This window comes from Novosphingobium sp. (assembly GCF_039595395.1).
In the GTDB taxonomy this organism is placed as follows: Bacteria; Pseudomonadota; Alphaproteobacteria; order Sphingomonadales; family Sphingomonadaceae; genus Novosphingobium.
In genome coordinates this window covers 3,537,987-3,554,168 of record NZ_JBCNLP010000001.1, presented here as the reverse complement: position 1 = coordinate 3,554,168, position 16,182 = coordinate 3,537,987, and the positions used below count along the sequence as shown (strand labels likewise).

General features: G+C 65.2%; 7 protein-coding genes. 4 read left to right on the top strand and 3 right to left on the bottom strand.

Translation table 11 applies throughout. From position 1 onward, the window contains the following. Window positions 1-107: 107 nt before the first annotated feature. Together ABDW49_RS16200 and ABDW49_RS16195 are read right to left on the bottom strand one after the other, a co-directional pair. A complete protein-coding gene (locus ABDW49_RS16200; protein ID WP_343613081.1) occupies window positions 108-5,630 on the bottom strand; it encodes a hypothetical protein in 5,523 nt (1,840 codons plus the stop codon). Between the two features lie 499 nt (window positions 5,631-6,129). Beyond that, the gene (locus ABDW49_RS16195; RefSeq protein ID WP_343613080.1) at window positions 6,130-8,238 is read right to left on the bottom strand and encodes a glycoside hydrolase family 3 C-terminal domain-containing protein; all 2,109 of its coding nucleotides are present in this window, start codon (window positions 8,236-8,238) and stop codon (window positions 6,130-6,132) included. Window positions 8,239-8,602: 364 nt separating this feature from the next. On the opposite strand from ABDW49_RS16195, the gene ABDW49_RS16190 reads away from it, so the two are divergent. The 3 genes from ABDW49_RS16190 (at window position 8,603) to ABDW49_RS16180 (ending at window position 13,832) form a co-directional block, all read left to right on the top strand. After that, entirely contained in the window at window positions 8,603-10,996 is a 2,394-nt protein-coding gene (locus ABDW49_RS16190; protein WP_343613079.1) for a TonB-dependent receptor, read from the top strand. Between the two features lie 98 nt (window positions 10,997-11,094). Then, complete coding sequence (locus tag ABDW49_RS16185) at window positions 11,095-12,459, top strand: nucleoside hydrolase-like domain-containing protein (protein WP_343613078.1); 1,365 nt, start codon at window positions 11,095-11,097, stop codon at window positions 12,457-12,459. A gap of 41 nt (window positions 12,460-12,500) precedes the next feature. Further along, a complete protein-coding gene (locus tag ABDW49_RS16180; RefSeq protein WP_343613077.1) occupies window positions 12,501-13,832 on the top strand; it encodes an MFS transporter in 1,332 nt (443 codons plus the stop codon). 58 nt (window positions 13,833-13,890) lie between these two features. Here the strand turns inward: ABDW49_RS16180 and ABDW49_RS16175 are convergent, their stop codons facing one another. After that, a complete protein-coding gene (locus tag ABDW49_RS16175) occupies window positions 13,891-14,934 on the bottom strand; it encodes a LacI family DNA-binding transcriptional regulator (RefSeq protein ID WP_343613076.1) in 1,044 nt (347 codons plus the stop codon). Between the two features lie 201 nt (window positions 14,935-15,135). On the opposite strand from ABDW49_RS16175, the gene gtdA reads away from it, so the two are divergent. After that, window positions 15,136-16,182, top strand: a complete 1,047-nt coding sequence (gene gtdA, locus ABDW49_RS16170) for a gentisate 1,2-dioxygenase (protein WP_343613075.1) — start codon at window positions 15,136-15,138, stop codon at window positions 16,180-16,182.

Below are 16,182 nucleotides of genomic sequence, written 5' to 3'. Positions count from 1 at the left end.
GCCGATCATGAAAAGCACGGCCAGCGTTATGGCCTGTTTTCGCACGGGGCGGCCGAGGGGAATGGAAGGTGGCGCCCTCCCATTCCCGCTCTGCCGCGCGATGCGGCTTACAGCCGGAAGCGCACGCCAGTCGTGACGCTTTCGCGCTTGCCAGCTTTGCCCAACTCGCCCGAGGCATTGAGGAAGATGCTGGCGCCCGGTGCCAGCCGGTATTCCACGCCTGCCGCCATGGTGGCATCCACCCGGTTGCGTCCCACGCCCAAGGCCGTCAGGCCGGATGTATAACCCGCCAGGGCCGCCGTCGCCGTGGTCTGGTCGCCTTGCACGCGATAGCGCATGCCCAGCGTCAGGAAGCGCCGCCAGGGGCCCTTGGCATCGGGCGCGGTTTCAAAACCCAGCCCCGCATCCACAAAACCCTGAGTCCGGTCGGCGGCATCGATGGTCAGCGCAAAGGGGTGGCTGCTGGCCTCGGTGATGGCGTCGTGGCTGGTCATCACCCAGGTGGTGCCGATCTGCGGACGCAGCAGCCAGCCCTGGCCCAGCGGCACGGCATGGCTGAGCGAAGCATCGAAGGACCAGCTGGGCAGCGCATAGCTGGTCGAGATGGTGCCCGCATCGGGGACATAGCGGCGGGTCAGTGCATGGGCATTGTCGTAACTGGCCGAAAGCGTGATCCGTGTCACGCCGCCAAAGCGGGCCGCCACGCCGCCCACCACGCCCCGCGCCCGTGTCGAGGCGCCCAGCATGCCGATCGACTGATCCTGACCCACCCAGCCGACATAGGCCGAGACGGCGTAATCCGTTCCGGCCACGCCAAGCCCGCCCAGCGCGCCATAACCGTTGACCGTGGCATGGCTGACGCCCTGCTCCTCATTGCTGGCGAATTGCCGCATGCTGCCCAGCGCCTGGCCGAAGCTGAAGAGATGCGTCGGGCCGCCGACCTCGCCCTCACCGATCTGGCGGGCATTGCCTGCCAGCGACAGAGCGGTTTCTGTGCCGATCTGCATCGCATCGGCATAGGGTTCGGGAGTCAACCGGGCGAAGGCCGAGGCGATCGGTGCGGCATTGCCATCCTGCAAAGCGCCCAGCGCGGGGAACAGGGCGGTCGGCGCGCTGCCAGCGGCCATGGCGCTGTTGACATAGGCGATGGCGTTGCGAACCTGCGGCGTATAGTTGGTAGGGTTGGCGAATTGCACCAGCAGGCCCAGATCGCCATTGGCCAGCACGCGCGCCGTGCCCGCGATGCCGCTCACCGTATCATAGGTGCCGCTGACCCCGCCCGTGGCGCTGATGAGGTCGAGCGTGGTGCCCACCTTGATCGGCGTGGTGCTGGCGATCTGCAGCGTGCTACCCGACAGGATGGTCATCTTGCCGTTGACGATCAGCTTGTCGGAGACCGTCGGAGTGATCTCGAAGAGCGAGGTCGACCCGCTGTTGAGCGTCACATTGCCGTTCACCGTCATGGTGCCGGGCGAGGCGCCGGGGCTAAGGGTACCGCTGACGATGACATTGCCGTTCACGGTGCCTGCCGAGCCGAAGGTCGCATTGGCGCCGACATTGAAGCTGGCGGCGGTCAGCACCGATCCGGCCAGCCCCACCAGCCGCCCGCCGGTCAGCGTGGCGTTGCCGAAAGTGCCCGTGCCCGACACGGTGGCGAAACCGCCGGTCTGGGCCAGCGTGGCGATGTTGCTGATCGAGGTGAAGGCCACCGGCGCGGCCTGCGTGCCGCCGTTGATCGAGAGCGTGTTGGTGCCCGCGCCGCCATTGACGCTTCCGGCGAACACACCGTTCATGGCGATGTTGTCATTGCCGCTGCCGGTGGTGATGTTGCCGGTGATGGTCCCGGTGTTGACCAGCGTGACATCGGTGCCGGTCAGCGCGATGTCGCCGGTGATGGTGCCGCTGTTGGCCAGGCTCAGGCTCTGGGCGCCGCTGGCCGAGGCGTTGACGGCGGTGGTCAGGTTGACGATCTGGTAGAAAGGAGAGACCGTTGGGTCGTAGACATAGGTGGGCACGGTGGAGCCGGTGATCGTGCCGCTGTTGGTGATGCTCACGCTGGTTCCGGCGGCAGCGGTGATGGCGGCGGTCATCCCGCCGGTGATGGTGCCGCTGTTGGCGATGGTGGAGCTGGCGGTGGTGGTGCCCGTCAGCGACAGCGCCGCCGCGCCCGCACTGTTGAGGATCGTGCCGCTGTTGCTGAAGGTGAAGCCCTTGGTCGTGCTCAGGGTCACCGCCGCATTGCTCAGGCTGGCCGAACCGATGGTGGCCGTGTTCGTGAAGCCCGTCGTCCGCAGGTTCGCGCTGCCGATGTTGGCCTGGTTGATGAAATTGGCCAGATCGGTGTTGAGATAGGGCGTGTAGTTGACGGTGCCCGCGTTCAGGCCGGAAACGAAGCCCGTGGTGGCCAGCCGATTGACGATGGTGCCGTCACCGCCGACGAAGATGTTGCTGGTGGTGCCCGAGGGGCCGTTGATCGTCACCTGCGATGTGGCGCCCGCCGCAACGGTGAACTCCTGCGAGAAGCCGGTGGGCAGCGTGCTCCCCAGCGTCACCGTTGCCGTGCCCGAGCGCTGATGGCCCAGCCAGTTGATGCCGCTTCCGGTGGTGATCGTGCCGGTCACGCCAAGGGGTGTGCCGGTCTCGACCAGATAGTTGCTGCCGTTGCCGAAGGTCAGGTTGCCGTTGAGCGTGCCGCCATTGGCGACATAGATGCCCGACACACTGTTCACGCCATAGGTCGCATAGCCCAGATTGACATTGCCATTGATGGTCCCGGCGTTGGAAACAAGCCCGCCGATCAGTTGCACGGCGTTGCCGGAACCGTTGATGGTGCCCCCGGCCTGATTGATCAGCGCGTCACCCGAGCCGACATAGTTCACGCTGGTGACGGCACTGCCGGTGGTGCTGGTGATCGTGCCGCTGTTGGTGAGGGTGCTGCCGCTGGTCAGCACGGTGTTGCCATTGCTGGTGATGGTGCCGGTGTTGGTCAACACGGTCGCCATCACCGCCGTCGCGCCATTGCCGGTGATCAGCCCGTTGTTGATGACCGTGGAGCCGTTCACCGCGGCATTGGTGCTGACTATGCCGGTGGTGTCGGTGATGCTGACGGTGCCATTGTTGATGAAGGTGGAGCCCACCGGGGTGGTGCCGGAATAGCCCGAGGGCAATTGCACGGTGCCGGTCAAGGCGCTGCTGGAGCTGCGGGTCATCGCCAGCGTGCCATTGTTGGTGATGGTGAGCGCCGTGGCCGGCACGGTGAGGCCGGACTGGATGACGCTGGTGGAGGTCAGCGCCGCCTGATTGGTGGTGGAGACCGATCCGTTCAGCACCACATTGCCCGTGCCCGCCAGATTGACGGTGGAGCCCCAGGTGCCGCTGGTGCCCAGAGTCAGCGTGGCGCCGCTGGCCACCTGATAGCCCAGCGTGCTGAAACCGGCATGGGTGGACAGCGTGTCGCTGGCATTGGCGGTGACGTCATAGCGCAGGATCGAATTGCTGGCCGAGACGGTGCCGTTGATCCCGGCATAGCCGCTGGTGCCACTGCCTGACAGCGTGGTGACCAGCCGGTCGCCGCTGCCCAGCGTCAGATTGCCGTTGAGCACGCCGCCCGCGGAGGCGACATAGGTGTTGCCCGAGAATGAGGCAAAGCTGGAATTGCTGGCGAGGTTGACATTGCCGTTGATCGTGCCGGCATTGTAGACGCTGATGTTGAAGGTCGATCCGCCGCTGGTCGTGATGGCGTCGGTGCCGCCCGAGATGACGCCACCCGCGCGGTTGTCGATCGTGGAATAGCTGTTGAGCACGGCTGCGGTGCCGCCCGCCGAAGCGATCGTGCCGGTGTTGACCAGCGTGCCGCCTGAAAAGCGCAGGCCCACGCCCGCGCCCGATATGGTGCCGCTGTTGGTGCCCGTGCCGCAGGTGCAGGAGTACATCAGCGACAGGCCGGTGCCACCGGTGGAGCGGATCGTGCCGCTGTTGCTGAAGCTGCTGCCGACATAGACGGAGGCGGCCGTGCCGCCGGCGGTGATGCTGCCGCTGTTGGCGAAATTGTTGCCGGCGGACAGCGTCACCGCATTGTTGGTGGCCGCAATGCTGCCGGTGTTGTTGATGGAGCCGGTCACCATGGAGACTGCGGCGGCGCTGCCGGCGAAGGTGCTGCTGATCGCGCCTTCGTTGAGGAAGGTGCCGCCGCCCGAAGAGCTGTTGAGCTGTGTCAGGATCTGGCCCGAGCTGTTGATCGTCGCCTGATTGTCCAGCGTGCCGGCACCATCGAAGTTGATGGTGGAGCCGGGGTTGTAGCCCTGGGCCAGCGTCAGTGTGGTGCCTGCCGCCGGGGCCAGGTCGAGCACGCTGAAATTGGTGGGCAGCGTCAGGGCGGCGGACAAAGTGGCATCGGCAGTGGTCTTGAGCAGCACGGTGTTGACGCCCGCGCCGCCATCGATGGTACCCGTGATGCCGGTGTAGAGACTGCCGTTCCTGAGTGTGGCGACCAGCGTGTCGCTGCCATAGCCCAGCGTCAGATTGCCATTGATCGTGCCGCCGGTCGAATCCACCGTGCTGTTCGCGGTGTAGGTGGCCGAGCCCCAGCTGGCGATGACATTGCCGGTGATCGTCCCCTGATTCACCAGATTGAGCGCGGTCGAGGTGCTGATGACCGTGTTGCCGGCGCTGGTGGCGATGACCCCGCCCGCCTGGTTCGTCACGCTGAGCGATGAGCCGCGCAGGTCTATCACCGCGCCATTGCCGGTGTTGCTGATGGTCCCGGCATTGGTCAGGCTGAGGCTGCTGGCATTGAGGCCCAGCACGCTGCTGTTGCTGGCGGTGATGGTGCCGCCGGCCAGATTGACGATGGACAGCGAACTGCCGTCGATGGCGCCGCCGCTGCCGGTGTTTTTGATCGTCCCGCTGTTGCTGATCTGGGCCGCGTAATTGGCGATGGTGCTGTTGCTGCCGGCTGCTGTGATGATACCGCTGTTGGTGATGCCGCCATAATAGATGGTGGAACCGGCGCCCGGTGCGATGGCGCTCAGCGAGCCGCCGTCGATGGTGCCTGCGTTGTCGATGACGGCATTGGCCTGGATCGCGCCGATCGTTCCGCTCGCCCGGTTGATGATCGAGGAGAAGGCGGCTGATGTGCCTGAACTGTAGAGCGCAATGCCGCTGGTGCCGCTGATCTTGCCTGCATTGTCGAGCTTGACATAGGCGGCGCCATAGGTGTTGCCGGGGGTCTGCGCGACGGCAATGCCATAGGTGCCGCTGACCGAGCCCGATGCGCCCAGGGTGATGGCGGCGGTGGTGCCATAATAGTCATAGCTGGCGGACCCCAGCGATCCTGACTGGACGCTGATCCCGGCCGCGCCGCTGCCCGCCACCGATCCATTGACCGTTATCGAGGCCGAGCGTGGATTGAAGGCCGAGGTGGCGGGGATGGACACGGCGATCGCCGGGGCGCCGGTGTTCGTGACGCTGGCACCGCTTGCCACGGTGAGCGGGGAGACGCTGGGGGTGATGACGATGCCATTGCTGTCGCTGCCCGTGCAAGTGACGGCGGTGCCGGCCTGTGTCGGGTCAGGGGAGCACTGGGCCCAGGCATAGGTGGGAAAGGCAAGTGCAATGAAACTGACATGCACGGAAAAACACGCCGCCCGGTATGAGCGACGAACATGACTTTCATTTTTCACCAAATGCCCCTGGTTTTTGTGTTCGTCCTTGGTCTATTTCGCCAAATAAATAATGTCACGTAAAAATTCTTGCGAAAATTTTGTGAAATCAGGCGATTTTTTCGCCGATATAAAAGCAGGATGCGGGTTGGGTGACCTCGCTGCAGTCACGATGTCGTATGGTCGCGTTTCCGGGCGAAGCATTGCTCTGGCAGGGCGGATTTGGGAGCGGTCGCGAGGGCAGGCTGAAGGGGCGCGATTGCCGTGGCGCTTTGCCAGGAGCCGCGCAAGGTGGTGCGTCGGACCTGCCGGACGCGCCAGTTTCCTTTCATGCTCGAGCCTGCAGCCTGCAGTCATGCAGAACGACGAGTCCCCCGGACGCGTTTCGCGGCCGGGGGACTCGTCGGGCATCGGCGGCGGTGCCAAAGGTGCGACCCGAAGGGCGGCGCGCCGATGCTATGTTTGTGGCTCAGCCCTGATGAGACGGGACGCGGATGTGGGTGCTGAGCACCTGCGCCGAACTGCCGCCGACGAAGACGCGGTAGTCGCCGCTCTCCAGCCGCCAATGGGCGCCGTCGCGCCAGCGCATCTGGTCGAGCGGCACGCTGAAGCGCACCACTTTGGTCTCGCCGGGGGCCAACGCCACGCGGGCAAAGCCCTTGAGTTGCTTCACCGCGCGCTGCGCCTCCACGCCCGGCGCGCCGATGTAGCATTGGGCGACTTCCTCGCCCGCCAGCGTGCCGGTGTTGGTGACGGCGGCGGTGACTTCGATGGTCTGCGCGCCCAGCCTTGCGGTGATCGCGCGATAGTCGAAGCCGGTGTAGGACAGGCCGTGGCCAAAGGCGTATCGCGGGGTGTTCCCGTCGCGCTCCAGCTTGGTGTAGCCGTGCCACAGGTCGTAGGTGATTTCATCGGCGTCGCGGTCGAAGAAGGGATAGTGGTCGGTGTCGCGCGCCACCGAGAAGGGCAGCTTGCCGGAAGGATTGACCAGCCCCAGCAGCACCTGCGCCAGCGCCGTGCCGCCTTCCATCCCGGCGTAGAAGCTCATGAGGATGGCGTTCACGTCTTTGCGCCATGCCTCGACCATCACCGCCGAACCGGCAACGATCGAGACCACCACCGGCTTGCCCGAGGCGACGGCGGCGCGGATCAGCGCCACTTGGTCGTCGGGCAGGCCCAGCGAGACGCGGTCGCCGCCGATGGGCACGGGCGAGAGGCTGGGGCGGCCCGGCACCTTCTTCTGGTCGGCGCCAAGGGCGATGTCGCCCATGATGTATTCGCCTTCCTCCTTGGCGGTGTAGCCCACCATGACCACCACCGCATCGGCCTGAGCGGCAACAGCGGTGGCGTTCGCCAGATCGGTCTCGTCGGCGTGGGTGACGGCCTCCTCGCCCAGCAGGCGCTGCAGGCCCTGCAAGGGGGTGACGACATAGGTGGGGCGCACCCGGCTGGAGCCATTGTCGCCGGTGTTCTCCATCGCGGCGAGGCGGCCCAGCATGGCGATCTTCGCCGTTTTGGCCAAAGGCAGCGTGCCGTCATTTTCCAGCAGCACGGCGCATTTCTGGGCCGCTTCCAGAGCGAGGGCGCGATGGGCTTCGCTGGCGATCAGCTCGGGGCCATAGGCGGGCAGGGGGTCTTGCTGCGCGGCAAAGCGCAATTGGGTGCGCAGGATGCGGCGGCAGGCGCGGTCGATCACCTCGGGTTCGACGGTGCCCTCGTTGACCGCCGCGACCAGCTTTTCGCCGAAGACCAGCGGTTCGGGGTTTTCGATATCCAGACCCGCCGAGGCGCCATAGACCTTGTGCACGCCGCGCACCCAGTCGGAATGGACGAAGCCTTCGAACTTCCATTCGTCGCGCAGAATATCGGTCAGCAGCACGCGGTCCTGCCCGGTGAATTCGCCATTGACCTTGTTGTAGGCGCTCATCACCGAGGCGATCCCCGCGTCGAGGCAATGTTTGAAATGCGGCAGATAGACTTCGTGAAGCGCGCGCTCATCGGCCTTCACATTGACCTTGAAGCGGGCGTTCTCCATCGAATTGAGCGCGAAATGCTTCACCGTGCCGATGACATTGTGAGTCTGGATGCCGGTGCCCATCGCCGTGCCCATCACGCCGAGGTGATAGCTATCCTCGCCATAGGTTTCCTGAGCGCGGCCCCAGGCCGGATGGCGCAGCAGGTTGATGCAGACCGCGCCGGAGAAGTTGCAGCCCTGCGCGCGCGCTTCCACGCCCATCGCCTCGCCGATGCGCAGTTCGAGGTCGGCGTCGAAGGTGGCGCCGCGCGCCATGGTGCAGGGGAAGCAGGTGGAGTTGCCGCGTGTGACGCCGCGCGGGCCATCGGTGAACCACAAAGGCGAGAGGCCCAGCCGCTCATTGCCGCTGCCCGCGCGATAGGGGCGGGCGCCCCACACGCGGTCATCCTCTTGCAAAGCCTCGAAAAAGCCCTTGCCCGACATCATCGCGACTTTGTCTTCCAGCGACATCTGCGCGATCAGCGTTTCGACCTGCGCTGCGATGTCCGTCTGCGGCGTGCCAGAGGCCACGGGGGCGCGGTCGCTGGTGGTGGAGCCGGTCATTCTCAATCCCCTCGAATCGCTCATACAGGGCCTGTGAGCCTCTGATCATTCGCGATTAGCGCTAAACCAAACTTTGCGCCGTGTCGAGAGGGGCGATTTCATGCTGATCTCAGAGGGATTTGCCGTTTTCCTCTGGAAACTGCGGAAAATCACGCAAGCCCATGCGGCGGTGCAGCATATTTTCCGGCCTTGACAGGGGGCGTGAAACGCGCGAAATGCCGCTCAACGGTATAGCGCTAATCCAAATCGGATGCGAAAAGCGAAGCCGAAAAGCACAGATCTAGAGGCCTTGGGAGAGGCTTATGGGATTGGCCTGAAGGCCGCCGTCATCCTCTTCCAACGCCTCCCAGGGAGGTATAGTCGCATGAAGAATCGGGTCTCCAGCCATCTGGCCTGCCTTACCAGCGTGCTGGTGATGGTCGCCGCCGCTCCGGCATTCGCGCAAACGGCTGAAGCGCCTGCCCCGGCGCCCGCCGCCGCCGAGCCCGCCCCCGGCGACATCGTGGTCACCGCCAACAAGCGTTCCGAGCGCCTCGTTTCGGTGCCGGTCGCCGTCACCGCCGTGTCGAACCAGACGCTCAGCCGCCTGCAGATCAACGACACCGCCAGCCTGACGCGCGCCGTGCCCTCGCTCAGCTTCCAGGCGGGCAATGGCCCCGGCAACTCCAGCTTCCGCATTCGCGGCGTCGGCACGCAGCTCTTCAGCTATGGCGTTGAATCCGCCGTGGCCGTGGTGGTCGATGGCGTGGTCGCCCCGCGCCAGGTGCAGGGCTTTGCCGATCTGGCGGATATGGAGCGCATCGAAGTGCTGCGTGGTCCGCAGGGCACGCTGTTCGGCAAGAATGCCACCGCCGGCGTCATCAACATCGTCACCGAGGCGCCGACCAACCATCTGACCGGCCACTTCGATGCCACCATCGCCGAAAAGGGCGAGTATCGCATCAAGGGTTCGGTCTCCGGCCCGATCACCGACAATCTCAAGGCCCGCGTCAGCGGTTATTACAACGATGTCGGCGGCTTCATCTACAATGCCAATACGGGCAAGATGGAGAATGGCTACAAGAGCTGGGGCGTGCGCGGCAAGCTGCAGTGGGACGCCACCAACAATCTGACCTTCAAGCTGCTGGCCGATATTGCCAAGAACAACGCCGATTGCTGCTCGCGCGTGCCGGTGTCGATCACCACGCCTGCGGTGCAGACGCTGCTGGGCGGCATCAATGCCTCGCCGACCAACCGCACTGTGTCGAATGACGATGCCAGCTTCTACAAGACGAACACCAACATCGTCTCGCTGCAGGGCGACCTCAATCTGGGCGCCGCCACGGTGACCTCGATCACTGCCTTCCAGCGCTTCACCGACACCGACAATTTCGAGCCCGACCAGATCGCCTCGATCCCCAACCGCTATGTCGGCGCCTCGGCCTATTCGGCGTGGAACAACAACCTCAACCATGTCGCCTACAGCAACTGGTCGCAGGAACTGCGCATCGGTTCGAACGGCAACAGCGACTTCACCTATGTCGCGGGCGTTTTCTACAACCACATCAATCTGAACCGCCAGCAGTCGCGCACGCGCTACACCTGCTCGGCGGGGGCTTCGATCGGGTCGCCTTGCACGGGCACCTCGGTGTCGCAGTCGGCGGGGATGCAGGGCTCCTATGCGGGTGACAACATCGCCGGTTTCGGCCAGATCGACTGGCGCGCCATCGGCAAGCTGCATGTCATCGCGGGCCTGCGCGAGCAGTATGAAACCCAGAGCGTGACGGGCCAGAACTATGGTGCGCTGACCAGCACCGATGTGACCTTCCCGGGCTCGGTGATCTCCAGCGGCACGACGCATCGCAATGGCTCGGCGCTGACCGGCAAGGCGGGTCTGCGTTACGAGTTCAACCGCAATCTGCAGGCCTATGGCAGCTACACGCGCGGTTATAAGGCCTTCGCGCTGGACATCGACATCGGCACCAACTTCGCCACCCAGACGGGCCTCGCGCCCGAGCATGTCAATGCCTATGAGCTGGGTCTGAAGTGGCAGGCGCCCGGCGGCAAGTTCGACATCAACACCGCCGTTTTCCGCAGCGATTTCACCAACCTTCAGGTGCAGGCGCTGGTGACGGACGTTGTGAACAACTCCTTCAACACCGTGCTGGCCAATGCGGGCAAGTCGCGCTCGCAGGGCTTTGAGGTCGAGGCCAATTTCCGCCCCGACAATCACTTCTCGCTGGCCGCCAACTTCACCTATCTCGACGCCAAGATCGACGTCCCCGGCCAGACCTGCGGCATCCAGCAGCAGACCGGCCTGACGACCTATTCGGCCAACTTCCCCAGCAACACCTGCTACATCAAGCAGACCGGCAGCACGACCTCGGGCGCGATCATCGATGTGGTCGGCGGCCAGTTGCCCGCCACGCCCAAGTATCGTGTGGGCTTCACGCCGCGCTGGGAGCATGAGATCGGCAATCTGACCGGCTCGATCATGATGCCGATCAACTATCAGAGCGCCACCAGCCTGTCGCTCAACCAGGACCCGCTGCTGCAGCAGAAGGCCTATACGCTGGTCGATCTGACGCTGGGTCTGGCAGGTCCCGACAAGCGCTGGAACGTCAGCTTCTTCATCCGCAACCTGTTCAACCAGAATTACTACAGCCAGCTCAACCACGGCACCATTCTGGCCACCACCACCAATGCGACCGACCTGTGGGCCAACGTCAACAAGGACTCGCGTCGCTACGTCGGCGGCACGATCGGTTACCGCTTCTGATGATGCGAGGGGCTTCCCTGCCTCGCATCTCTTCCTCGCGCGCCGGGCTCCCTCGCCCGGCGCGTGTTTGGCTTGTCGCGGCGCTGATGGCGCTGGGCGTGCCTGTGGCGCATGGCGCGCAGGCGGCTCCGGTGGCGGTGAAGGCCGATCCTGCGCCGGTCAAACCGCGCATCATCGTGCTCAGCGATATCGGCAATGAGCCCGATGATTCCGAAAGCCTTGTGCGCTTTCTGCTCTATGCGAATGAATTCGATGTCGAGGGGCTGATCGCCACCACCTCGACATGGCAGCGGGACAAGGTGCGCCCCGACCTGATGCTGGAGCGCATCGCGGGATACGCTCAGGTGCGCGACAATCTGACCCATCACGCCCAAGGCTACCCCACCGCCGAGGCCCTGCGCGGCAAGGTGATCGCGGGCGCGCCGCTCTATGGCATGGCAGGTGTGGGGCAGGGGCATGACACCGCAGCCTCGCGCGCGATCATCGCCGCCGCCGACAAGCCCGATGCGCGCCCGGTCTGGGTGCTGTGCTGGGGCGGCGCGGTCGATCTGGCGCAGGCGCTGTGGTCGGTGCGCGCCACGCGCAGCCCGGAGCAGGTGAAGCAATTCGTCGCCAGACTGCGCGTCTATTCCATCTCCGATCAGGACGATGCGGGCCCGTGGGCGCGGCATGAATTTCCGCAACTGTTCTGGATCGCCAGCATCCATGGCTGGGGCCAGTACAATATGGCGGCATGGTCGGGCATCTCGGGTGACCGCCGCACCGCCGAACGCTGGCCCGACCGCGAGACGGTGCAGGACCCGTGGCTCTCGGCCAACATCAGGCGTGGGCCTTTGGGCAGCCTCTATCCGCTGCCCGCCTTTATCATGGAAGGCGACACGCCGGCCTTCCTCTATCTAATCCCCAACGGCCTGTCCGATCCCGAGCATCCCGAATGGGGTTCATGGGGCGGGCGCTATGTGCCGCAGTCGCCGGGCATGGGGCTGTACGCCGACAGCAAGGACATTTTCGAGCGCGACGGCACGCTGTATTCGGGCAATCAGGCGGGCGTCTATCGCTGGCGCGGGACCTTCCAGAACGACTTTGCCGCGCGCATCGGCTGGACGCTGACGCCCGATCCCAAGCAGGCCAACCATGCGCCTGTGGCGGCGGTGCAGGGGCAGGCGGGGCGCGGCGTGCTGCATCTCACGGCCAAAAGCGGCGAGACGATCACGCTGGACGCCAGCGCCTCGCGCGATCCCGATGGCAACGCGATCCACGCCCATTGGTGGCAATATCGCGAGGTCGGCGGCATCCCGCCCCAGCCTCCCGTCACTTTCGCCAGTGCCGAGGCCCTGACCACGCAGGCCACCATGCCCGCTGTGACCAAGCCTGCCACGCTGCATCTCATTCTGGAGGTGTCCGATAATGGCACCCCCGCGCTCACCAGCTATCGCCGCCTTATCGTGGATGTTCTGCCCTGAACGCTCTACGGTGATGCTACAAAATTTCACGGGAAGCCTTGATGTCCGAACCTGTTTCCGCCTCTGAAAAGCCCTGGCCGTCGCCTGCACGCGCCTGGTGGGTGGCCATCGTGCTGATGCTGGCCAACACGCTGGCCTTTGTCGACCGGCAGGCGCTGGCGCTGCTGGTGCAGCCGATCAAGAAGGATCTGGCCATTTCGGACACGGCGATCAGCCTGCTCTATGGCCTGTCCTTCACGCTGTTCTATGTTGCCGTGGGCCTGCCCATCGCGCGCATCGCCGACCGTTCGAACCGCCGCAACATCGTGGCGGGCGCGATCCTTGTCTGGAGCGTGGCGACCAGCCTCTGCGGCTTCGCGCGCAGCTTCACCAGCCTGTTTGCCGCGCGCATCGGCGTGGGCGCGGGCGAGGGCGGTCTGACCCCGGCAGCCTATTCGCTGCTGGCCGACTATTTCCCCAAGAGCCGCCTGCCGCTGGCGATGGGCATCTATCAGATCGGCATTTACCTTGGCAGCGCCTCGGCATTGGTGATCGGCGGGGTGATCTTCGCGCATCTGCCGCCGGGCGGCACGGTGATGGTGCCGCTGGCGGGCGCGATGAAGGGCTGGCAACTGGTGTTCCTGCTGCTGGGCATCCCCGGCCTGCTGCTCACGCTGGTGACGCTGACCCTGCGCGAACCGGCGCGTCGCGGCGAGGCGGGTGACAAGACCGCCGCGCAGGACAGCGTGCCGCTTTCGCAGTTCTTTGCCCATATCGGTGCCCGCGCGAAGGCCTATATCGGCATCATGCTGGGCTTTGCCCTGATGGTGCTGGTGGGCAATGGCACGGCGGTGTGGATCCCTGCCTTCCTTGAGCGCTCCTATGGCTGGACGACCGCGCAGGTCGGCAGCCTCTATGGCCCGGTGGTGTTTGTGTGCGGCACCTCGGGCGCGCTGACGGGCGGTCTGGTGGCGAGCTGGCTGCGCAAGCGGGGCCTCGCCCATGGCAATCTGCAGGCCTCGATGATCGGCTTTACCGCGCTGGTGCCCGTCACCATCGCCTTCCCGCTGATGCCCACGGCGGGCATGGCGCTGGTGCTGATTGGCCTCATGAACTTTCTGGCCGGTTTCAACTTCGGCGGTGGCCTTGCCACGCTTCAGGAGCTGACCCCCAACCGCATGCGCGCGCTGATGTCGGCTGCCTATATGCTGACGATCAACCTGATCGGCGCGGCGCTGGGCCCCACGGCCATCGCGCTGGTGACCGATTATGGCTTCCATGACCCCAAGGCGCTGCATTACGCGATCTCGATCGTCTGCGCCGTGGCCTCGCCGCTGTCGGTGGTGCTGCTGTGGATGGGGATGAAGGACTATCGCCGGATCATCGGGGGGTGATCCGGCCTGCGGGAGGGCGCCTTCGGGCGCCCTCCCGCAGTATGATTCTTAGGGCGCCTCAGGTGCTCTCCCGCAATACGATGGTGTGAGGCACCCATTGCGACAGCGGTGCCTTGTCGGTGCCCTCATCGTCGCGGTGGCGCTGGATCAGCCAGTCGGTGGCCTGCGCCGCCATCAGGTCGATGTCCTGCCGCACGGTGGTCAGCGGCGGCCAGATCTTCACCGCAATCGGCGCATCGTCGAAACCCGCGACCGCCACATCCTGAGGGATGCGCAGGCCACGGCGATGCGCGCTCAGGATCACGCCCGCGGCCATATCGTCATTGCTTGCGAAGATCGCATCGGGCGGCTCGGGCAGGTCGAGCAGCGATGAGCCCGCGCTCAGCCCGGATTCGAAACTGAAGTCGCCCATCGCGATCAGCGCCGGATCGATGCCCACCCCGCGCGCCGCCAAAGCCGCGCCATAGCCCTCGAAACGCGCCTTGCTGCCCGAGTGGATCGAGGCGCCCATCACAAAGCCGATCCGCTTGTAACCCTTGTCGAGCAGATGCTCGGTCATGGCCTGTGCGGCGGCCTTTTCGTCGACCCCCACCGTGTCCATATCGGCCAGCGGGCGCCCGCAGGCGATGGCCGCCATCGGTACATTCAGCTTGGTGAGTGCGGCGGTGCCCGAGAGCATCTCATTGTAGGGCGGGGCGAAAAGAATGGCATTGGCGCCGCTGCGCACCAGGCCCGAGACCGCCTCCATGGCGGCGCTGGCGGACAGGTCGTCGCATTTGCGGATGATGATCTGCACCCCCGCGCGCGCGGCGGCGTTGAGCGCGCCCACCAGCATCGCCGAGAGAAACGCATTCTGCGCATTGCGATAGACGATGCCGATGCGCGTGCTGCGCGCCGAGGCCAGCGAGCGCGCGGCGGCATTGGGCACATAGCCCAGCTCCTCCACCGCCTTCATCACGGCGGCGCGGGTGGCGTCACGCACCGATTTGGTGCCGTTGAGCACATGCGACACCGTCATCGGCGAAACGCCCGCCGCATCGGCCACCGAAGAGATGGTGACCGCCTGCCGGGACCTGCGTGAGGAGCGCGTAACTGTGGCCATCCCTGATCCTGATTTCTGGGAACCTTCGCTGCGGTTCCGCGTCATATGCTGCGCTAAATGAACGGGGTGGGGGGTGGCAAGAGGCGTTCTGGTATAGCGCTACAATTTTTTGGTTGCGCGGGGGTGCGGCTTGCTCCACATGAAGCTGCGCGCAGCCCCTTAAGAGCCTGCCCGAGTCCAAGAGATTAGAGGATCGACGAGATGGCACTTGCCAACGACCAGAGGTCGCAACTCGAAGCGCTGTACGCCGAAATGGCGCCCGCCAATCTGACGCCCTTGTGGGAACTGCTGGCCGGGCTGGTGAAGCCGCAGCCCAACTCGCCTGCCCATGTTCACCGCTGGAACTACGATCAGGCGCGCGACTATCTGATGCGCGCGGGCGATCTGATCAGCGCCGAGCAGGCCGAGCGCCGCGTGCTGATCCTGGAGAACCCCGGCCTTGAGGGCCAGTCGGCCATCGTGCCCAGCCTCTATGCCGGGTTGCAACTGATCCTGCCCGGCGAGATCGCCCCCTGCCACCGCCACAGCCAATGCGCCCTGCGCTTCGTGATGGAGGGCGACGGGGCCTTCACCGCGCTCGATGGCGAAAAGGCGATCATGCGCCAATACGATCTGGTGCTGACGCCGGGCGGCCAGTGGCATGACCATGGCAACACCACCGACCAGCCGATGATCTGGCTCGATGGTCTGGACATTCCCACCGTCCGCCTGTTCGACGCGCAATTCGCCGAGCATTTCGACGGCAAGGCCTTTCCCGAAAGCGCCCCCGCCGGGGACACGCTGGCCCGCTATGGCCACAACATGCGCCCGATGCGCGGCACGGCGGCGGATCGCCGCCCCGCGCATCAGCCCTTGTTCCACTACCCCTATGCCCAGTGGCGCCCCGCTCTGGACGCCATGGCGAAGTCGGCGCAGGTCGATCCCCATGTCGGCCATGCGCTGGAGTTCACCAATCCGGCCGATGGCGGATCGATCATGCCGACGATCTCGGCGCATGTCCGCCTGATCCCGGCAGGCTTCGAGACCAAGGCCCGCCGCTCCAGCGACGGCACGATCTTCGTCGTCTGCGAAGGCATGGGCACGGTCATCATCGACGGCGAGGAGATCGCCCTTCTGGAACGCGACACCTTCTGCGTGCCCTCGTGGAAGGAGGTGCGCTTCTCTGCCGACACCGACCTCGTGCTCTTTGCCTATTCCGACAAGGCTTCTCAGGAAAAGCTCAACCTCTACCGCGAATGGAACGCTTGA